This is a genomic window from Streptomyces sp. cg40, assembly GCF_050320165.1.
Taxonomy (GTDB): domain Bacteria; phylum Actinomycetota; class Actinomycetes; order Streptomycetales; family Streptomycetaceae; genus Streptomyces; species Streptomyces hokutonensis.
Genome location: NZ_CP190128.1, coordinates 695246 through 715222 on the forward strand (window position 1 = coordinate 695246; position 19977 = coordinate 715222).

The following is a 19977-nucleotide window of genomic DNA, read 5'->3' on the forward strand; positions in this document are numbered from 1 at the left end:
GCGCTTCCCGGCTCACGCATCAGAACTCGTTGCCCCAGACGTACCGGGCGATCGTCTCCACCAGTTCGATCTTCCGGCGCTGTTCCTCGGCGGTCAGCAGCGGCCGGCTCGCCACGTCGGCGAAGCCGCGGGACGGCGCTACGGCCCCGTCCTCCAGGTCCTTGAACTCGCCGGCCGCGTCGAGCCTCGCCATCACCGTGTCGATGTCCTCCAGCGCGGGCGCGGTCGCGTCGACGACGCCCAGGCAGAAGTCACGGTCCTCCGGCAGGGCCTTGACCAGGGCGAGTTCGGCCGGGGTGCCCTGGTCGAAGGGCAGGATCCAGCGGTCGGCGCCGATCCAGCCGTAGAGCCGCTCGGCGCGGGACAGGTCGAGCGCGGTCGGGGCGACCGGGCCGGGTGCCACCGCGATGCGTACGCCCTCGGGGCGCTCGTCGAGGCGTACCGCCAAGGCGTCCACGGCGAGGGCGTCCTCGAAGGAGAGCGCGCCGGGGGCGGCCGGGTCGGTGGCCAACTGGCCGAGCAGCAGCGGGTTGTCGAGCTGGATCAGGCGTACGCCCTTGGCGACCAGTGCCTCGATCTCCGCGAGGACGATCTCGGCCAGCGCCTCCCCCAGCTCCCGTGCGGAGGAAGGGCCGTGACCGGGCTCGAAGGTGGTGGCGGCGAGATACGCGGGTGAGGGCAGCGAGGCCTTCGGGGCGATCACCGTCAGTTCGGTGAGGTGGGCCGCCCAGTCCGCGAGCAGCGGGCCGTTGGCTTTCGGCAGGGACTCCGCGACCCAGCGGACCAGGCCGTCGGCGTCGGTCTCGTCCGTGCGGCGGAAACCTGATACTCCGTCAAGGACCGCGCTGCGGAAGTCCTCTCGCGGGTAGTGGCCGTCGGTGACGACGGTGGAGCGCAGCTTGCGCTGGAGGACGACGGCCTCCTTGACCGCCTGGAGTTCCGCCTCCTTCAGCGCCTCGGGGTCGCCTGCGGCGCGGGCCGCGGTCAGCTCGGCCGGGCGGACCAGGCTGCCGTGGTGGTCGATGCGGTAGTTGAACGTATCCGCCATGGGTCAGGCGTCCTTTCCGGACGAGGGCGAGGACGGGGCGGGCTTGCCCGCGACTCCCCAGGCGGCGAACTCCAGTTCGTAGCCGAGCGAGGCGAGCACCTCCTCGGCGATCTGCTGGTCCTCGTCCGCGGTGCCGCCCGCGATACCGAGGCCGCCGATGATCTCGCCGTCCTTCTTGATGGTGAGACTGCCCTCGGTGGCCATGATCGGCATGGCGGCGCCCGGGAGTTGGGAAAGCTGGGAGAAGAAGACCGGCTGGCTCTCCTGCCACTTCTTCAGCATCTTGCCGGGCCGCTGCATGATGGCCGCCGTGTACGCCTTGGCGCGGGCGATGTCCGGGGTGAGCGGGCGGGCGCCGTCGGGCCGGCGGATGGCGATGGGGAAGCCGCCCGCGTCCACGACGGCCACGCTCACCGCCTTCCCGATCGACTGGGCGCGCTTGTGGGCGGCGTCGATGATCTCCTCGGCGGCGTCCAGGGTGAGGCTGCTCATGCTGCTTCCTTCGGTGCGGTGAGGGTGCGGCGCAGGTGGGCGACGGCGGCGTTGTACTCGGCGGGCGTCTCCCAGTACATGGAGTGCGGGGCGTCCGGGACGATCTCCAGGTGCGAGCCGGCCAGCAGTTCGTGGGCTCGGGTCACGGTCTTCACGCTGAGCACCGCGTCCTTCTCGCCCGCGAGGAAGGCGACCTTGACGCCCGAGGCCCGAATGTCCTCCAGGGAGGGGCCGTTGGTGTCGAGGTTGCGCAGGTCCTGCATCCTGGCCACGTTGAACGTGCCCATCTGCTGGAACAGGAAGGTGAGGTCGGCCCGCTCCTCCTGGAACCGCTTCGTCAACAGGCGGTCGATGACCGGGAGTTTGACGGCCTCGGCGCGGTCGGCGGCGGCGAGTTCCTTCAGCTCGGGGTGGCTGATGCCGCCGAGGGAGTGGCCGAGCACGACGGAGCCGACCCGCTCGGGCCGCAGCAGTCCGGCGCGCAGGGCGGCGACCGAGCCGATGGACTGGCCGACGAGCATCGCGTCGGTCAGGTCCTCCTGGTCGAGGACGGCGACGACGTCACCGGGGAAGTCCTGGCCGTCGAACTCGGGCATGGACGAGTCGGACTTGCCGAAGCCTCGCAGGTCCACGGTGACGACCGTGAACTCCTCGCGCAGCGCGGCCACTTGCTGCCACCAGGCGGCGTGGTGGCCGCCGCTGCCGTGCACGAACAGGATCGCCGGACCGCTGCCGTGGCGCTCGTAGTAGATGGAGGTGCCGTCGGAGTCGGCGATGGGCATGGGGGTGAACTCCTGTACGCGCGGGGTCAGTTGGGGCGGCGGCCGTGGAAGACGAGCTCGATCATGGTGTGGTCGGGGTCGTGGATGTAGCAGAACTTCGACTGGTTCTCGGGCCGTTCGATGGGCCGGGTGTGCCGGATGCCCAGGTCCCCCAGGTGGGCGAGGAAGTCGTCCCAGTCGTCGACCTCGACGGCGAAGTGATAGGGCGCCATGCGCTCCATCTCCTCGACGGGGGTGAAGTGGAGGTCGAAGTTGCCCCGGGTCATCAGCACCACGCGGGTGTTGGACTTGGGCATGATCCGCTTCATCCCGAAGACCTTCGTGTACCACTCGGCGGTCCGGTCGGGGTCGGTGGTGGGGAAGTTGACGTGGTGGATGTAGCGGGGTGCGCTGCTCATGACGGATTCCCTTCACTGTGTACGGGGTTGGACAGGACACCGATGCCGCTGATCTCGATGTCCACGGTGTCCCCGGGTTCGAGTTGGCAGGTGGACTCGGCACCCATCCACAGCACGTCCCCCGGGTGCATGGTGATGTGCTTGGTGAGCTCGACGATGTGGTCGAACGGGTCGAAGACCATGTCGCCGGTGGCGAACGAGCCGCGGACCTCCCCGTTCACACGGAGAGTCGTGGTCTGCGCGAGCGCGTCGACATCGGTCTCTATCCAGGGCCCCATCGGCTTGAACGTGTCGCTGTTCTTGCTGCGCCAGAACGAGCGGTCCTGGTGCTGCCAGGTGCGGGCGCTGACGTCGTTGCCGATGGTCCAGCCGAAGACCGACTTGCGGGCCTCTTCATACGTGGCGTGCCGGAGCGCGCGGCCGATGACGGCAACGAGTTCGGGCTCGGCCTCGAACCGGCCCTCGACCCCGTCCGGCTTGACGATGGGCGAACGGTGGCCGGTGAGCGCGTTGTTGGCGCGGTAGCCGACCTCGGGTCGGTCCGGGGTCTCGGCGCCGGCGTGCGCGATGTGGCGTGGGTAGTTCATGCCGACCGCGTAGAACACGGGCGGGACGACGACCGGCAGCCACTGGGCGTCGGCGACCGGCACCGTGCCGATGACGGACGGATCGCCTTCCAGCGGGGACTCGGACAGCAGCTCGATGTCCTCCTCCCCCACGCGGCCCCAGACCGCCCGGCCGCCGACCGCAACTCGCGTGTACCTCATGGCGGTTCAGCCCGCCAGCAGGTGGGAGACGCGCTTGGTGATCAGGTACGCGTCGAGGGCCTCGGGGCCGCCCTCCCTGCCGTAGCCGCTCTCCTTGACGCCGCCGGAGGGTGCCTCGGCGACGGAGCCGCCGCAGTGGTTGATGGAGAGGATGCCGGCCTCCAGCGCGTCCGAGAGCTTCTCGGCGGTGGCGGCGGACTCGGTGAACCCGTAGGCGGCGAGGCCGTACGGCAGGGCGTTGGCGAGGGCCAGCGTCTCGTCCAGGTCGGTGAACGGCACGATCGGCGCGAGCGGGCCGAAGGGCTCCTCGTGCATCAGCCGCGCGTCCGCCGGTACCTCGGTGAGGACGGTCGGGGCGTAGAAGTAGCCGTCGCGTGCGAGGCGTTGGCCGCCGGTGAGTACCTTGGCGCCGCGCTCCACGGCGTCGGCGACCAGACTCTCCATGGCCTGCAACCGGCGCTCGTTGGCGAGCGGGCCCATGGTGGTGTCGGCGTCGAGGCCGTCTCCCACGGTGACTTCCTGGGCGGCCTTCACGAACTCGGCGGTGAACGCGTCGACGATGCTCTCGTGGACGAAGAAGCGGCTCGGCGAGGTGCACACCTGGCCGGCGTTGAAGAACTTCGCCTGGGCAGCCTTGCGGGCGGACTTCACCGGGTCGGCGTCGGCACACACGATGACCGGGGCGTGGCCGCCGAGCTCCATCAGCGTGGGCTTCATGACCTCGCCCGCCTGGGCCGCGAGGAGCTTGCCGACCGGGACCGAGCCGGTGAAGGCGACCAGACGGATCTGCGGCGAGGGGATCAAGTGGGCGGAGACCTCGGCCGGTTCGCCGAAGACGAGGTTGATGACACCGGCCGGGAGTCCGGCGTCGGCGTAGCAGGCGACCAGGGCGGCGGCCGTGCCCGGCGTCTCCTCGGACGCCTTGATGACCATCGAGCAGCCCGCGGAGAGGGCGGAGGAGAGCTTGCGGTTGGGGCCGCCGACGGGGAAGTTCCAGGGCACGAACGCGGCGACGGGGCCCACGGGCTCGCGGCGGACGGTGAGGACGGTGCCCGGTGCGGACGGGATGATCCGGCCGTAGGCGCGGCGGGCGTCCTCGATGTGCCAGCGCAGGGTGTCGGCGGTGCGCAGGGCCTCGGTGGTGCCCTCGCGGAGCGGCTTGCCCTGCTCCTGGGCCATGATCCGGCCGATCTCGGGGGCGCGTTCGGTGATGAGGTCGGCGGCGGCGTGCAGGATCGCGGAGCGCTTGGCGATCGGGGTGTTGCGCCAGGTGCGGAAGCCCTCGGTGGCCGCGTCGAGGGCGCGGTCGAGGTCGGCGGTGGTGGCGAGGGGGACTTCGCCGATCACCTTCTCGGTGGCCGGGTTCACGATCGGGGCGGTCCGTCCGGTGCCGCCCTGGCACCACTCGCCCGCGATGTACATGCGGACGGCGGGGTAGCCGTGGTCGGAGGTCATGAGTGGGTGCCCTCTCAGGCTGGGGGGAGTCAGTTGGCGGGGGCGTCCTGGTCGCGGTTGGAGCGCAGTGCCCAGATGTGGTGGGGCGGGGTGGTCTCGTGGACGCGGGTCTCGTAGGTGTCGTCGACGCGGTCCATGTCGGCCGCGTACTCGACACGGCCTCCGCAGGGGGCGTGGACGAACCGGAAGACGTTCGAGCCGACCGTGTGGCGGCCGAGCTTGCGGGCCTCCCGCCAGCCGCGCTCGATCATGTAGTTGCCGCCCTCGATGACGTCGTCGAAGCCGGGGACCTCGTAGGCGATGTGGTTGACGCCGGCGCGGTCGGGGCGGTGGCACAGCAGCATGGTGTGCTGGTCGTCGTCGCCCGGGGCCTGCATGAAGACGCCCATCGGTTCGACGATGTCCGTGGGCCGGAAGCCGAGCCGCTCGGTGTAGAACGCGACGGCCTCCTCGCGGCCCTCCTTGACGATGTTCAGCGCGACATGGCACATGCGCAGCGGGAAGGCCCGGGTGAGGGGTTCCAGCGCGGTGTTCCAGCGGTCGACGCTGCCCGTCGCGTTGGCGGGGCGGGGGGTGACGTCCGTGTGCTTGGGGCGGGCCAGGGTGAGTCCGACGCCGAAGCCGCTCTCGTCCACGGTGTGGAAGACCCCGTCGGCGCTCTCGTGGACCTTGCGGTCCCGGCCGGCGGCGGCGACCAGCCGGGCCAGTTCCTCGGGGGTGTCGACGCCCCAGACGACCTCGCGGATCGTCGGCCCGGCCTCCACCGGCGGCGGCAGCAGCGGGCCGGGCACGGTGTCCAGGTGCAGGGTCTGCCCGGCGAGGGTCTCGAAGACCGCGTGCTCCTCGGTGCGCTCCAGCAGGAACAGCCCGAAGTCGCCGAAGAAACGGACACATTCGTCTACGTCGTCGATGCCGTAGGTGACCGATTCGATTCTCTGGATTCCCATGGATGCCTCGTTTCGCGGGTCGCCCGGCGAGCCTAGATTTCAGGGTGTGAAGGCCTCAATGGTCCGAGCTCGACTCAATTCGCAATCGTTTCTTGCAGTTAGGGCCTGTCCGGCGGATCAGGTCACAGAAAATCTGCGGTGCCTGATTAACGCCGGCGAGCGGGGTGTGGTGCGTGCAGCTGCAAGGCGGAGGAGGGAGGCGACGCGGTGGGGGCACCTCCCGGCCGAAGGCTGGGGGACGTCGGCGACCGACGACAACGCCGCAGATGTGCGTGCCACACCCCGCGTCTGCGGCCTGATCCGCCGGACAGGCCCTAAGCGCGGATGGCCGGAATGGGGTTCTGTGAGAACCACTCGGCGAGGAAGTCCAGGAAGACGCTGACCTTGCGCGGGGTGGCCTGGCCGGGGCCGTAGATCGCGAAGAGCGGGCGGTCGGGTACGGCGAGCTCGGGCAGCAGGACCTTGAGGGCGCCGGAGAGGAGGTCGTCGTAGGCGGGGCGCTGCGGGAGCAGGGCGATGCCGCGGCCGTGGACGGCGGCCTTCTGGAGCGCGAGGTAGGAGTTGGAGGAGAACGCCACGTTGCGGATCTTGTGCAGGGTGCTGGTGTGTCCGTGGCCGATGCGCCAGACCGGGTCGTTGACGTGGACGAGGCACTCGTGGTGGGCGAGGCCGTTGGGCTCGGTGAGCGGGCCGCAGCGCTCCAGGTACGTCTCGGAGGCGCAGAGCACGAAGGGCAGCGAGGCGATCTTCTTCAGGCGGACGCTGGAGTCCCGGAGGTCACGGGTGTGGAACGCCACGTCGAAGCCGCTGTCCAGGAAGTCGTACGTGCGGTCCGACATGCCGCCCAGTTCGAAGCGGACGTGGATCTTGGGGTGGGCGGCGGAGAACGCGGCGATCGCGTCTCCGAGGTCCAGGCTGCCTATCCACTTGGGGCAGATGATGCTCAGGGTGCCCTCGGCGCGGTCGTGGAGGTGCGAGATGACGGCGTCCTCGGCCTCGATCTCGTCGAGGATGCGGGAGGCGAACTCGGCGTACCGGAGCCCCGGTTCGGTGAGGCTCACCGAGCGGGCGGTGCGGTTGACGAGGCGGACGCCCACCTGTCGCTCCAGTTCGGCGACGTGACGCGAGACGAGCGAGCCCGACGAGCCGAGTTTCTTGGCGGCGCCGCTGAAGCTGCCGGTCTGGGCGACGGTGACGAAGCTGTGCATGAGGAGCAGTCGGTCCATGATTCCTCCGGAGGCCCACGTGTGCCAGGGGTGGGCCCCGGCGGCGGTGCCGGTCGTGCGTAGGGGTCCGACGGGATCCGGAATGTCCTCATAGCGGCTCTATCAGGACATTCCAGCGACGTGCCGGACGGGCGGCTCTGGACAGTGCGGGGACAGGCATCGCTGCCCGCGCGGCTGTACTACTTGGGGCAGTACTGGGGTGCCTTGTTCAGGTTGTCCTTGGTGACCAACAAAAGAGGAATGTTGGCAATCTTGTCAACCTTCTTCTTGGCCAGGAGGCCGACGGCGTTCTTGACCGCGGTCTGTCCGATCGACATGGCCGAGTTCGCGACGGTGGCGGAGAACCGTCCGTCCTTGACGGCGGCCAGGCCCTCGTCGGTGCCGTTGGCGGTCACGATCTTCACGTCCTTCTTGCCGGCCGCGTCGAACGCCTTTCGGGCGGCCAGCGCCATGTCCTCCGAGGCGACGAACGCGTACTGCAGGTCGGGGTGTGCCTGGATCATGTTCTCGGCCACGTCCTGCGCCTTCACCGGATTGAACATACCCGGCTGGTTCGCGACCACCTTCGCGGTGCTCGGCAGCGCCTTCGTGAAGCCGCCCACCATCAGGTCGGAGGCCGCGCCGGGCGCCCCCGCGATCACGCCGACCTGGACGTTCTTGCCGCCCGCGTCCTGCGCGATCCAGCCGGCGTCCAGGGCGCCGAGCTTGCCGAGGTCGACGACGGCCGCGCCGAGGATGTCGTTCACGTCGCTGGTGGCCACGGACGTCAGGTAGATCGGTATGTTCGCGGCCTTCGCCTTGGCGATGTCGCTCTTGAGCGCGTCGACGTTGACGGTCTGCACGATCAGCGCACTCACGCTGCGCGAGGTCATGTCCTCGATGTTGGACAGCTCGGTGGTGGAATTCTGGTGCGAGTTGGCGGTGTAGACCTTGGCGTTCTCCGTCTTCGCCGTCTGCTCGACCGCTTTCTGGAGACAGCTGTGGAACTCGGTGTCTCCGCCGTTGACGAATCCGAGGGTGACCTCGCCGGAACTCCCACTGTCGTCACTGCTGCCGCAGCCGCTCAGTACGAGGGTGCCGCCGGCGAACGCGGCGAGCACGGCTCTGTGGGAACGGACCGAAATTCTCATGGTGAACCGCCTTGTGTATATGGATGCGGTGAGTGGGGCCGGTCAATGACGTGCGGAACGTGCCTTGTGCATCTCGTTGGCGATGGCCGCGACGAGCAGCACTCCGCCGACGGAGACCGACTGGTAGTTGCTGGAGACCTGGAGCAGGTTCAGCGCGTTGGCGACGACGCCGAGGAGGATCACTCCGAGCGCGGTGCCCACGACGGTGCCGTAGCCGCCGGCCAGGGCGGTGCCGCCGATGACGACCGCGGCGACCGCCTGGAGCTGGAGGGAGAGTCCTCCGGTGCCGGGGCTGCTGCCGCTGAGCCGGGAGAGCAGCATCAGGCCTGCCAGTCCGGACAGGGCGCCACTGAGGGCGTAGAGGGAGAGTTTGCGGGCGGTGACGTTGATACCGCTGAGGCGGGCGACGTGCTCGTTGCCGCCGATCGCGAAGGCGTCGCGGCCGAACACGGTGAACCGCATGACCAGGGCGGTCGCCACCAGCACGAGGATCGCCACGACCAGCAGGTACGGCACCCCGAGGATCTTGTTGTTGCCGAGGGCGAACATCCTGGTGCCGATGGAGACGCTGACGCTGTCGAGCACGAGCAGGGCGACGCCGTCCAGGAGAGTCGCCGTCGCCAGGGTCGCGACGAACGGGGCGACGTTCGTGAACGTCACCACCACCCCGTTGACCAGCCCGATCAGCGTGGCCAGCAGCAGGCAGGCGACGACGGCGAACGCCGTGGAGTGGCCGTGTGCCAGCAGCTGCGCCCCGACCGCGGTCGTCACGGCGACGTTGCTGCCCATGGAGAAGTCCATGCCACCCGCGGTCATCAGCAGCGTGAGTCCCGCCGCGATCACGGCGACGACGCTGACCTGGCGCAGGATGTTGATGATGTTCGTGTCGGTGGCGAACGAATCGGTCCGCATCGAGGTCGCCACGATCACGACGATCAGTACGGCGATGAGCCCGGTGTGCGGGGCACCGCGCAGCGCGGACAGCGAGAGTTTGGGGCGCGCCTTCCCGCGCGGCTCGTCGACGCCCGGGGCGTCGGCAAGTGTCTTGACGCTCACTGCGGTTGACCTCCGAGGGCGGTGGCGACGAGTTCGTCGTGGGTGATGGCGTCGATGTCGTGCTCGGCTACGGTCCGGCCGGCGCTGACGACGACGACCCGGTCGGCGAGGCGCATGACCTCCTCGGCGGAGGAGGAGGCGAGCAGTACGGCGACTCCGCGCGAGGCGAGGTCGTCGAGGAGGGCGTGGATGTCGGCCATGGCGGCGATGTCGACCCCGTTGGTGGGGTCCTCCAGGAAGCAGGCGACCGGCTCGGTCTGGAGCCACTTGGCGAGCAGCACCTTCTGCTGGTTGCCGCCGGACAGCGCGCCCACCGGCGGGTTGCCGGCGAGGGCGACCACGCCGTAGCTGCGGCGCAACGGGGCCGCGCGGCGGGCGAGTTGGGAACGCCGGTGGGTGCGGCGGCGGGCGAAGCGGTCGCCGGCCAGCATCAGGTTCTCGTCCAGGGAGAGTTCGGGGACGAGACCAAGGGCGCGGCGGTCGCCGGTGACACAGCGCAGGCCGCTGGCGAGCGAGGCGTGAACTCGGCCGAACGGGACCGGAGTTCCGTCGACGGCGAGGTCGCCGGTGTCGGGACGGCGGCGCCCGGAGAGCAGGTCGAAGAGGCGTGACTGCGCGTCCCCGGCCGGGCCGAGCACGGCGACGATCTCGCCCCTGTGCACGTCGACGGTGAAGTCCCGCACGGCCCGGCCGTCGGTGAGACCGCGCACGGTGAGCCCGATCTCGTCCTTGGGAGCAGGGCGTTGAGACCTCTGCGACACGACATCCCTGCCGACCATGCTCCGTACGAGTGCGGCGGCGTCGAACTCGGCGGCGGGCGCGCTGCGTACGACCGCTCCGTCCCGCAGTACCGTCACGCGGTCGGCGACGGCCAGCACCTCGTCGATGTAGTGCGAGATGTAGACGACCGCCACGCCCTCGTCACGCAGCGTGCGCACCAACTCCCGTATCTGGTGCGCTGCTTCGGCGCTCAGACAGGCGGTCGGTTCGTCGAGGATCAGGATGCGTCCGCCGCGGCGGACCTCCCGGGCCACCTCGACCATGGTCTGTTCGGCGACGGTGAGCGAGCCCGCGGTCCGGGTCACGTCGATGTCGATGCCGAGGGCCTCAAGTGCCGTGCGGGCCCCGGAGTCGACGGCCTTCCAGCGCACGGCACCGGCCCGGGTGGGCAGGTCGCCCAGCATGACGTTCTCGGCGACGGTGAGCCCCATCGCCAGTTCGCGGCGCTGCGGCACCGAGGCGATGCCGAGCCTCCGCGCCTTGCGGACCGTAAGTCCGTGCTGAGCCTGCCCGTTGACCTCGACGGTGCCGCCGTCGGGCTGGTGGATCCCCGAAAGGACCTGTACCAGCGTCGACTTGCCGGCTCCGTTCATGCCCATCAGCGCGTGGACCTCGCCCGGGTACAGATCGAGGTCCACGCCCTTCAGCGCGGCCGCCCCGCCGAAGCTCTTGGTGACGCCCCGGACGCGAAGTACCGCGTCTCCCCCCGGGGTTGTCACGGGCGTGGCTCGGTGCCGTCGGAGCCGTCCGGGGCGATGCGGCCGTAGCCGCGGATGTCCGGGAAGGGGGGTTCCTTGTCGGCCTGGAGGTCCACCTGGAAGGTGTTGAGGCACATGCCGAGCATGGTGAAGTTGCCGAGCGCGCCGATCGTGTCGACCAGGCCCTTGGAGCCGAAGTGCTCCAGTGCGGCGGCGAAGGTGGCGTCGGTGACGAAGTGGTCGTCGAGGATCTCGCGGCAGAACTGGTAGAAGACCTGGTCCACTTCGTTGTCGAAGACGGCCTCGCGCTTCTCGGCGATCGCCTTGACGGCGGCCTCCGGGATGCCGGCCTCGATCGCCTGGTGCACATGGGCGTTCCAGGAGTACTGCGCGTCCCAGTTGCGGGCGGCCATCAGCAGGGTGAGTTCGCTGAGGTGCTTGGGGAGGCTGGAGTCGAAGCGGGCGAACGCGCCGAGGGATTCGGCCCGTTCGCACATCTCCGGGCTGTGCAGCCAGACCCGGAAAGGGCCTCGGACGGCACCGCGCCGGCCGGCGATGCGGGCGGCCAGTTCCTGCTGGCGCGGGTCCATTTCCTCTTCGGTGAGAACGGGGAGCCTCATGGGCCGATACCTGCCTTTTCTTTCCGGCGCGTTACGTGCACGGTTCGTGCAGCCGTGCGATGCGTGCCGACGCTACAGCCGGGTCCGGAAAGCTCACCCCTCTGGAAATGCAAGGTAAAGCTGCACGCCAGAGGGCACCCATTCCCCCGCGCGAGGCCTAACGTCGTTCGACGCAGAAGTGTGTAAGTGGAAAGGAACTCCGGATGACCACGATCATCAAGGTCGCGTCCGTGCCCCTGCTCGACCGGGGCGGTGCCGTCGTCACGACGCCTCTCGTCACGACGCCGTCGGCGGGCGGGGAGAACCTCATCACCAGTGGGATGAGCGTCTATCCGGTCGGCTCCGGGGCGCCGTTGCACTCGCACAACTGCGACGAGCACGTGACGATCCTGGAGGGCGAGGCGGAGGTCGTGGTCGACGGCGAGGTGACGAAGCTGGAGCAGTACGACACCACGTACGTCCCCTCACCGATCCCGCACCTGTTCCGGAACGTGGGCGACACCCCGCTGCGCATCCTGTGGGTGTACTCGTCGGGGTACGTCACCCGGACGTTCACGGAGACGGGCAGGACGGTGGAACACCTGTCGGCGGAGGACCAGATGGGCTCGGACGACTAGCTCGGGTCACAACGGCGCCGGCTGCACCCTGCCGGTGAATCGGCCGCCCACCTGATCGACGAGCCGACGGGCACGGGCGAACAGCCCCAGTCGACGGGCCGCCCGAGCTCACCGACACCCTGTACGTCACACAGACCGGACGCCGGCCCCCGCATTCCCTGCGGTGGCCGGCGTCCGGTCCTGTTCGGGTGCGTTCTTCCGGGTCAGTGCGAACCGACCAGCTCCTGCGGGGCGTCGGCCTGTGCGGCCTGCTTCGAGCTGCGCAGGGCGGCGATCCCGATGAACACCATCGAGGACAGACCGGCGATGGCGAAGGACGTGAAGCCCCAGTCGCCGTTGCCGGAGGCGAGCAGCTGGCCGCCGAGCCAGGGGCCGAAGACGGCGCCGAAGCGGCCCATGCCGGAGGTCCAGCCGACGGCGGTGGCGCGGTTGTCGGGGGTGGAGCGGATGGAGACCGTCGCGTAGATCATCGTCTGGGCGCTGTTGAGGAAGACGCCGGTGAGGAAGACGACCAGCATCGTGACGGCCTGGTTCATGTGGACACCGAGCAGGAAGACACCCACGGCGGTCAGCGCGAACCAGATCGACGAGATGCGCGGGGCGCCGAAGCGGTCGGCTGCGCGGCCCGCCGCGAGCATGCCCACGATGCCGCCGAGGTTGAAGACGACGACGAAGGTGAGGGCGTCGGCGAGCGCGTAGCCCTCGGCGCGCATCAGGGTGGGCAGCCAGGTGGCGACGCCGTAGACGAGGAGCAGGCCGCCGAAGGAGGCGAACCAGTACAGCAGGGTCTGGATCCACTGGCCGCCGCTGAAGAGGTTGCGCAGGGCGTCCCAGCGGTCGGCCGCGGTCTTCTTGCCGGTGGCGGCGGGGAGTTCGACCTCGAAGCGCTCGGCGAGGGCGGTGGCCTCGTCGGTGCGGCCCTTGGCGACCAGGAAGCTCAGCGACTCGGGCAGGAACTTCAGCAGCACCGGGACGAAGAGCAGCGGGAGGACGCAGACCCAGAAGGCGGCGCGCCAGCCGACCGGGTCCACCAGCCACTTGGCCACGTAGGCGGAGAGGATGCCGCCGGCGTGGTGGGCGGTCATCAGCATGCCGATGGTGAGGGCGGTCCGGCCGCGCGGGGCGTAGTCGGAGACCATGCTGATCGCGGTGGGCAGCAGCCCGCCGAGGCCGACGCCGGCGAGGGTGCGGCCGAGGCCGAAGACCTCGACGCTGCCGGAGATGGCGCAGATCCCGGAGGCCAGCGAGAACAGCGTCACGCAGGCGATCATCAGCTGCTTGCGGCCGATCCGGTCCGCGACCGTGCCCGCGGTGAGGGCGCCCACCAGCATGCCGAAGGTGGCGTAGCTGCCGAGGTCGCCGGCCTGGTCCGGGGTGAGACCGAAGGTCTTCGTCTCCAGCAGGTGCGGGAGCACCGAGCCGTAGATGAACATGTCGAGGCCGTCGAAGAGGACGGCCAGCCAGCACAGGCCGATGACCAGGAGGGCCAGCCGGCTCATACGGGCGGACAGAGCGGGGGACGGGGAGGGGGAGGAAGACATCGTTGGTTACCTCTCGTGCTTGGTGCGCCAGACGCTAAGGAGTCACCCCCCGGATAGTCAACGTTTTTGTCAACAATCTCATCGACAATCGCGTGGAGGTGACTCCGACGGCTCTCGCGCGTCGCTCAGGCGACCGGCGGAGTCCCGTGCGTGTGGAAGGACTGGATGGTCTTCAGGCCCCAGGCCTGCCCCTTCTTCCGCTCCTCCTCGGTCCAGGTGATCAGCGGCCAGTCGGGCGCCAGGACGAGTCGGGTGAGCGGGTTGCACAACTCGATGCGGTTGCCGCCGGGTTCGTAGACGTAGAGGAAGAACGTCTGCTGGATGGCGTGCTTGTGCGGCCCCGTCTCGATGAACACGCCTGTGTCGATGGCGAGATCGGCCGCGCGCAGGATGTCCTCGCGGGTGTCGGTCGCGAAGGCGATGTGGTGCAGCCGCCCGGTCGAACCGGTCCAGTCCTCGGTGTACACGACGTCGTACGACTTGTTCGTGTACGTCAGCCAACGCGCCGCGATCCGGCCGCTGTTGAGCCGGATCTGCTCCGTCGGCCGTGCGCCCAGCACCTGTTGCTGGAACTCGGCGCTGGACAGCACGTCCGCGGCAAGGAAGTTGATGTGGTCCAGCCGCCGAACTCCCACCCCCCGGTTGGGCTTTGCCTGCGGCTGGTTCTTCAACGCCGGTTTCAGCTCGTCGGGGGCCCGGTAGTGCTCGCTCTCCCAGTAGAGGGCGTGCTCGTGGCCGTCCGGGTCGGTGGTGACGTAGAGCTTCCCTAGGCCCGGTTCGTCCTCGACCCACCTGCCGGTGCCGCCCGCGTCCTCGATCGCCTTGATACGGCGCTGGAGGGCTTCCTCGCTGGAGGTGCGCAGGGCGAGGCGGCCGAGGCCGGGCTGTTCCCGGGCGGTGAGGACCAGGCTGTGGTGCTCGTAGTCGTCGTAGGTCCGGAGGTAGACGGTGTCGCCGTCCCGGCCGTTGACGGTGAGGCCCAGGTAGTCGGTGAAGAAGGCGACACTGGCGTCCAGGTCCGGGGTGAAGAGCTGGGCGTGGCCGATATGGGCGATGTCACCGAGCGGCGGAGCCATCGTTGCCTCCAAGGGGTCGTACGGGTGCGGGTGTGGGGGTGGTGTCGGCGGGCCGGGGGAAGACGGTGCCGTCGAAGATCTTGCGGGCGGTGCGCACCACGGCGGTTCTGCGGACCACGGGAGCGGTCTCGCCCGATGCGGGGGCCACGCTAGTTTCGATGTCTAGGAATCCGCTGGGATGCTCGATGCGAATTCGGTCACTTTGTCCGGCGACGTCCGCGATGCCCTCCCCCACCGCGCCGGGCAGGAGCAGTCCCGCAGCCACGCTCGCGGCGCCGAGGACGCCGATCGAGGTGTGGCAGCGCACGGGGATGAAGGTGCGGGTCGTCACCGCTCCGCCGTCCCGGGGCGGAGCCAGCAGGCTGAGCTTGGGCACCGTCGTGTTCTCGACGTCCCCGAGGCCCATCAACTTGCCCGCCTCCAGGCGGATCTCCCGGAGGCGGTCGGCGAGCGCGAGGTTCTCCTCCAGGTCCCTGGGACTCTCGTAGCCGGTGACGTCCAGCGCGGTGGCCGGGATCAGGACGACCGGCATGCCGTTGTCGACGCACGTCACCTCGGTGCCGGCGACGACGTCCCGGATGCGGCCCGTCGGCAGCAACGGGCTCGTGCCCTGCGGGAATTCGATCACCACGGGAGCCGCGGTGCCGGGCACGCCCGAGATCTCGGCGGTGCCCGTGTAGTCGACCCGGCCGCCCGGTGTGGGGAAGCTCGCGATCGCGAGTTCCCCGGTGTTGAGCATGCGGATGCGGACGGACGTGTCGCCGTCACCGGGGGCCACGAGCCCCCGCTCCACGGCGAACGGCCCTATTCCGGCGAGGATGTTGCCGCAGTTCTGCCGGTCGGTGACCTCGGGGCGGTCGACGGCGACCTGGAGGAACAGGTAGTCGACGTCGGCCTCGGGGTCGGCCGAGACGGAGACGACGCCGACCTTGCTGGTGAGCGGGTGGGCGCCGCCCAGGCCGTCGATCTGGCGCGGGTCGGGGCTGCCCATGACGCGCAGCAGCAGGTCGTCGCGTTCGGCGGGGTCGGCGGGGAGGTCCTCGGCCAGGAAGTAGGCGCCCTTGGAGGTGCCGCCGCGCATCAGCATGCAGCGCACCTCCTCGGGCCCGGTCACGACCCGGCTCCGGTGTACTCCTCGTAGGACCGGTACTCGACGCCGAGTTGCTTGAGGGTGTCGCGCAACCCGTAGCGGTCCAGGCCTAGTTGGCCTTCGAGGAAGGCGGCACGGGTGGCCGCCTCCTTCGCCTCGCGGGCCTCCGACCTCTCGGCGGTCCCGCGGGCCTTCTCGCGCGGGACGACCACCACGCCGTCGTCGTCGGCGACGATCACGTCACCGGGGCGGACGACCTGGCCGTCGATGGCGATCGGCACGTTGACCGAGCCGCCGGTGGCCTTGACGGTGCCCTGGGAGGAGACGGCGCGGGACCAGGCGGCGAAGCCCATGTCGCGCAGTTCCTGGGTGTCGCGGATGCCGGTGTTGAGGACGACTCCGCGTACCCCGCGCTGCTGGAGCGCGGTGGCGAACAGCTCGCCGAACAGGCCGTCCGTGCAGGGGGAAGTGGTGGTGACGACGAGGATGTCGCCCTCGCCGCACTGCTCCACGGCCGCGTGGATCATGAGGTTGTCGCCGGGCCAGCTCAGCACGGTGACGGCGGTGCCGGCGACCCGAACTCCCTGCTGAACGGGGCGAATTGACGGTCCGAGCAGGCCCGTGCGGCCCATGGCCTCGCTGACGGTGGCCACGCCGAAGGCGGCCAGCGCCTCGACGTCCTTCGCTTCCGCCTTCGGGGGGTTGGTGACAATGACGCCGCCCATGGTTATGCCAGCTCCTTCGCGATCTGCGGGTACGGACGCATGTACGCCTCGGCCATCGCCTTGTGGGCGAGGCCCAGGTTCGGGCCCGCGTTGCGCTTGAGCTGGACACCGCGGCGGACGGCGAGGTCGGTGTAGTAGTCCCACAGGTGCTGCTGGGCGCCGAGGCACTCCATCGCCTTGCGCTTGGTGTCCCACACCTCGGTGATGTCGAGGAGGACCTCGGGCTTGAAGCCGCTCATCTCGGGCTGGTGCGGCTCGAAGTAGAAGACCGGCGGGGCGCCGATGATCTCGCCCTCGCCGGGATAGCCGATGGCCTGCGCCAGGACGCGGGCCTCCAGCGCCATCCGGTTGGCGGCCGGGTGGTCGCCGTTGTACGGGTCCTCGGTGGGGTGGGTGAGGACGACGTCCGGCTGTGTCTCGCGGTAGACGGCGACGAGTTGGTCGGTCAACTCGGCGGTGGCGACCAGGGGGTAGTCGCCGGCGTCGAAGAAACGGACCTCGGCGCCGAGGGTGGCCGCGGCGCGCTCGGCCTCGTCCCGGCGGATCGCCTTGATCTCGTCCAGCTTCTTGCCCTCGCGCCAGGCCTTGGCGGACTCGCCGCGCTCGCCGAAGGTCAGACAGGCGATGGTGACCTTCTCGCCACGGGCGGCGGCCAGGGCGATGGCTCCGCCCGCCCGCCACACGAAGTCCCCGGCGTGCGCCGTGACGACGAGTGTCGATCGTGGGGATGCGGGCGCGTTGCCGTGCGTCATTGCGTCAATCTCCTTGGTGGACAGGTGTGCGCCCGCCCCAGGCGTGCCGAGCCGCCGCGCCTCAGTCGCGCAACGCCTCGATCACACTGGTGAGATGGGCGCGGACGGCCGCCTCGGCCGCCTGCGGGTCCCTGGCCGTGATCGCCTCGATCATGGCCAGATGCTCGTTCAGGGACTGCTGCGGACGCCCCGGCCGCAGCGCCAACTGGAAGCGGTGACGCACCAGTTGGGCGTTGAGCCGCTCCAGCAGGGCCAGGGCCGTCTGCTGGCCGGAGAACTCCCGGACCTTGTCGTGCAGTTCGTGGTTGAGCTCGGAGTACGTCACCGGCTCGCCGTCGGCCACGGCCTTGGTCATGGCCCGGCCCAGCTCCGCCAGTTCGGTCAGCTGGTCGTCGCTGGCCGCGACGGCCGCCTTGGCCGCGCACAGTCCCTCCAGGACCATGCGGCACTCCGTGATGGCGACCGCTTCGTCCACGGTCACCACCCGCACCCGGGAGCCCCGGTTGCGGATCCGCTCGACCAGTCCTTCGGCCGCCAGATCGATCAACGCCGCGCGGATGCTGGCCCGCGTCACATCGAGTTGCTCGGCGAGCTCGTTCTCCACCAGCCGCTGTGCCGGTGCCATGTCGCCGTGCAGGATCGCCTGCCGCAGCTGCGTGAGCGCATGCTGCTTGGCCTGCTCCCCGGTGCTCGGACGGGCTTCTTTCGGCATCGTTGCCCTCCCTGAGTGAGTGCCTGTCGAACCTAAATCTAGCCAAACAAGATTGTCAACAATTTTGTCCGCCGTATTGCAGGCATGCTTCCGCCCATACTTACCCCAGACATGCCTCCGCCCGCCCATGGACCTGCCATGGACGGGCGGTGAAACGGGCGGTGAACCCGCTTCTTCTACGGCTTGTGACGGGTGCAGCTCATCGACCTGCCGTCCTTCGTGTCGCACCACTCCTGGTAGCCGGAGGTGAAGGATCCGGCCCACTTGTAGTGGTCGTCGGGGAGCTTGTCGGGCGTGTAGGCGCGGTAGTTGGCCGCGTCCTTCTTGTCGCCGGAGCCGTCGTAGGCGACCAGCTGCGGGTACGGGTAGACGGGCCGGGTGTACTCGACGGTGGGCGCGCTGCTGCTCGCGGAGGCCTTCGTGTCGCCGCCGCCGAGCTGACCGCCCGCCGGTCCCCCGGGCTGGCTGCCGCCGCTGGTCTTCGACGCGATGACGGCGCCCGGCACCTTCCCGGTCTCCCGCCAGTCGATCAGCTTGCTCAGCAGGTCGAAGCTGTCGGGTCCGTCACCGCCGCCGCAGTGGTTGACGCCGGGGAACAGGTAGAGGCGGTAGAAGTCGTCGACCTTGTCCTGCCCCATGGTGTCGATCATGGCCTGGCGGTAGGCACGGGTGCCCGTGGGCGGGATGTTCGGGTCGGTCAGCCCGTGCCATTGGATGACCTTGCCGCCGGCCTCGTGGAACTTGGTGAGGTCGGGGTCGGTGGCGTCGTAGATCCCGGAGACCTCGCGCTGGTAGGCCTTGAAGGTGTCGACGGTGAACAGCGAGCCGTCGAGCTTCAGTGCCGGGTCGGCCTCCCACTTGCCGACCCAGCGCAGGAACCCGAGGCCGATCCCGTACAGCTGCACCGAGCTCTGTCCCTGCCCGGCCTTCGGAACGAACAGCCCCTCCCAGGCGGTCTCGGAGCCGTAGGGCTGACCACCGGTGTACAAGTGAGTGCCGTCCGGGGCGGTCACGCCCGCGTAGGCCTTCCGTACGACGTCGATCTGCTCGGTGGTGAGACAGCTCGAATCGTCCTTGTTGTCCGGGCACTTGAGGCTCGCGGGATCGAAGGTGCAGGTCGCCGGGTCCTGGATGAGGTCGTTGTTGAGCTTGGGGTCGGCGCACTTGGCGATGACCGCCTTGTGCAGCATGGCGAGCTTCGAGGCGGGCAGGATCGTCGAGCCGTCCGCGCGGAAGTCGATGGTCGAGAGGTAGGCCTCCTGCATCGCGTTGAGCGCGGTCTGGTTGAAGGCCGGGGCGCCGACCAGGGCGGCACTGAAGTCGCCGGGGTAGCGCTGCACCTCCATCAGCGTCTCGCGCCCGCCGTCCGAGCAGCCGTCGTAGTAGGAGTACGTCGGCCCGGCGCCGTAGAACGCCTTGGTGATCGCCTTGGCGGCGGTGGCGAAGGCGTGCTCGGAGCGGTAGCCGAAGTCCACCTTGAGCTGTGGGTTCGTCGCCCAGACCTCGGCGGAGCCGCCGCCCGTGCCGGAGGTGGAGACATGGCCCTGGTTGTCCTGGCCGAGGGCGAAGGAGCCGTCCGTGACGGGCACGCAGCCGGTGGAGGCGGCGGGCTGGGCGCTGACGCCGACCATGCCGCAGTAGCCGCCGCAGCCTTCCTGGAGGTAGCGCTGCCGGTACGTCTTGGTCGGCAGCCGCAGCTCGAACTGGATCTGCGGGGCGATGGTGCCCTTGACGTCGCAGTACTCGTACGCGTTCGTGCCGCCCTTGGCCACGACGGTCGCGGAGGCGACGGAGGTCGCCGCGTCGTCGAGGGCGCCGAAGTCCTTCTGGAGCAGGTCGGCGCAGGCGATCGTCGGCTTGGTGACCGGCAGGTCCTTGCCCACGTCGCCGACGGCGGTGACCTTTGTGACGCTCGCGTCGGCGTCCGCCGAGAACGTGTCGGGCAGCAGCGCGAGGCCCGTGACGAGGGCCGCGACGACGACTGCCACCAGAAGGACGATCCTCGTCCGCTTCGACGAGCGGGCATGACCAGGGCTCATGGGCCCAGCGTCGAGCGGGTGCCTGC

20 protein-coding genes are annotated in these 19977 nt (G+C 69.7%); 1 reads left to right on the forward strand and 19 read right to left on the reverse strand.

Annotated elements, in window-relative coordinates:
- Positions 1-19: 19 nt before the first annotated feature.
- The 12 genes from ACQHII_RS02995 to ACQHII_RS03050 all read right to left on the reverse strand — a co-directional run bounded on the left by ACQHII_RS02995 (position 20) and on the right by ACQHII_RS03050 (position 11369).
- Entirely contained in the window at positions 20-1048 is a 1029-nt protein-coding gene (locus ACQHII_RS02995; protein ID WP_427917704.1) for a methionine synthase II (cobalamin-independent)-like protein, read from the reverse strand.
- Between the two features lie 3 nt (positions 1049-1051).
- Entirely contained in the window at positions 1052-1540 is a 489-nt protein-coding gene (locus ACQHII_RS03000) for a heme-binding protein (protein ID WP_399119359.1), read from the reverse strand.
- Entirely contained in the window at positions 1537-2322 is a 786-nt protein-coding gene (locus ACQHII_RS03005) for an alpha/beta fold hydrolase (RefSeq protein ID WP_427917705.1), read from the reverse strand. Before ACQHII_RS03005 ends, ACQHII_RS03000 begins: the two co-directional genes overlap by 4 nt.
- Positions 2323-2348: 26 nt before the next feature.
- The gene (locus ACQHII_RS03010) at positions 2349-2720 is read right to left on the reverse strand and encodes a VOC family protein (RefSeq protein WP_200676542.1); all 372 of its coding nucleotides are present in this window, start codon (positions 2718-2720) and stop codon (positions 2349-2351) included.
- Positions 2717-3487, reverse strand: coding sequence for a fumarylacetoacetate hydrolase family protein (locus ACQHII_RS03015; RefSeq protein WP_427917706.1), 771 nt, complete (start codon positions 3485-3487; stop codon positions 2717-2719). Before ACQHII_RS03015 ends, ACQHII_RS03010 begins: the two co-directional genes overlap by 4 nt.
- Positions 3488-3493: 6 nt before the next feature.
- Entirely contained in the window at positions 3494-4942 is a 1449-nt protein-coding gene (locus tag ACQHII_RS03020) for an NAD-dependent succinate-semialdehyde dehydrogenase (protein WP_427917707.1), read from the reverse strand.
- Between the two features lie 29 nt (positions 4943-4971).
- Positions 4972-5889 carry a VOC family protein gene (locus ACQHII_RS03025; protein WP_427917708.1) on the reverse strand — a complete coding sequence of 306 codons (918 nt, stop codon included), beginning with the start codon at positions 5887-5889 and terminating at the stop codon, positions 4972-4974.
- A gap of 314 nt (positions 5890-6203) precedes the next feature.
- Positions 6204-7115: a LysR family transcriptional regulator gene (locus tag ACQHII_RS03030; protein ID WP_427917709.1), complete on the reverse strand. Its 912-nt coding sequence runs from the start codon at positions 7113-7115 to the stop codon at positions 6204-6206.
- A 179-nt stretch (positions 7116-7294) separates the two neighbouring features.
- Positions 7295-8245 (reverse strand): sugar ABC transporter substrate-binding protein, encoded by a 951-nt coding sequence (locus tag ACQHII_RS03035; RefSeq protein WP_427917710.1) that lies wholly within the window; start codon positions 8243-8245, stop codon positions 7295-7297.
- A gap of 42 nt (positions 8246-8287) precedes the next feature.
- Positions 8288-9301: an ABC transporter permease gene (locus ACQHII_RS03040; RefSeq protein ID WP_427917711.1), complete on the reverse strand. Its 1014-nt coding sequence runs from the start codon at positions 9299-9301 to the stop codon at positions 8288-8290.
- Positions 9298-10800 (reverse strand): sugar ABC transporter ATP-binding protein, encoded by a 1503-nt coding sequence (locus ACQHII_RS03045; RefSeq protein WP_427917712.1) that lies wholly within the window; start codon positions 10798-10800, stop codon positions 9298-9300. The genes ACQHII_RS03040 and ACQHII_RS03045 overlap by 4 nt, the downstream gene beginning before the upstream one ends.
- Positions 10797-11369 (reverse strand): carboxymuconolactone decarboxylase family protein, encoded by a 573-nt coding sequence (locus tag ACQHII_RS03050; protein ID WP_427925213.1) that lies wholly within the window; start codon positions 11367-11369, stop codon positions 10797-10799. The genes ACQHII_RS03045 and ACQHII_RS03050 overlap by 4 nt, the downstream gene beginning before the upstream one ends.
- A 233-nt stretch (positions 11370-11602) precedes the next feature.
- Between ACQHII_RS03050 and ACQHII_RS03055 the strand changes: the two genes are divergently transcribed.
- The gene (locus tag ACQHII_RS03055) at positions 11603-12016 is read left to right on the forward strand and encodes a cupin domain-containing protein (protein ID WP_427917713.1); all 414 of its coding nucleotides are present in this window, start codon (positions 11603-11605) and stop codon (positions 12014-12016) included.
- A 203-nt stretch (positions 12017-12219) separates the two neighbouring features.
- Here ACQHII_RS03055 and ACQHII_RS03060 read toward each other — a convergent pair whose 3' ends face one another.
- From ACQHII_RS03060 to ACQHII_RS03090, 7 genes are all read right to left on the reverse strand, one after another.
- Entirely contained in the window at positions 12220-13557 is a 1338-nt protein-coding gene (locus tag ACQHII_RS03060) for an MFS transporter (protein ID WP_427917714.1), read from the reverse strand.
- Between the two features lie 125 nt (positions 13558-13682).
- Positions 13683-14633 carry a catechol 2,3-dioxygenase gene (locus ACQHII_RS03065; protein ID WP_427917715.1) on the reverse strand — a complete coding sequence of 317 codons (951 nt, stop codon included), beginning with the start codon at positions 14631-14633 and terminating at the stop codon, positions 13683-13685.
- Entirely contained in the window at positions 14614-15747 is a 1134-nt protein-coding gene (locus ACQHII_RS03070) for a 4-oxalomesaconate tautomerase (RefSeq protein WP_427917716.1), read from the reverse strand. Before ACQHII_RS03070 ends, ACQHII_RS03065 begins: the two co-directional genes overlap by 20 nt.
- Positions 15744-16448 carry a 4-carboxy-4-hydroxy-2-oxoadipate aldolase/oxaloacetate decarboxylase gene (locus ACQHII_RS03075; RefSeq protein ID WP_427917717.1) on the reverse strand — a complete coding sequence of 235 codons (705 nt, stop codon included), beginning with the start codon at positions 16446-16448 and terminating at the stop codon, positions 15744-15746. Before ACQHII_RS03075 ends, ACQHII_RS03070 begins: the two co-directional genes overlap by 4 nt.
- Positions 16449-16450: 2 nt before the next feature.
- Positions 16451-17200: a PIG-L deacetylase family protein gene (locus ACQHII_RS03080; protein WP_427917718.1), complete on the reverse strand. Its 750-nt coding sequence runs from the start codon at positions 17198-17200 to the stop codon at positions 16451-16453.
- Between the two features lie 61 nt (positions 17201-17261).
- Positions 17262-17912: a GntR family transcriptional regulator gene (locus tag ACQHII_RS03085; protein WP_427917719.1), complete on the reverse strand. Its 651-nt coding sequence runs from the start codon at positions 17910-17912 to the stop codon at positions 17262-17264.
- Between the two features lie 176 nt (positions 17913-18088).
- Positions 18089-19951, reverse strand: coding sequence for a tannase/feruloyl esterase family alpha/beta hydrolase (locus tag ACQHII_RS03090; RefSeq protein ID WP_427917720.1), 1863 nt, complete (start codon positions 19949-19951; stop codon positions 18089-18091).
- Between the last annotated feature and the right edge of the window lie 26 nt (positions 19952-19977).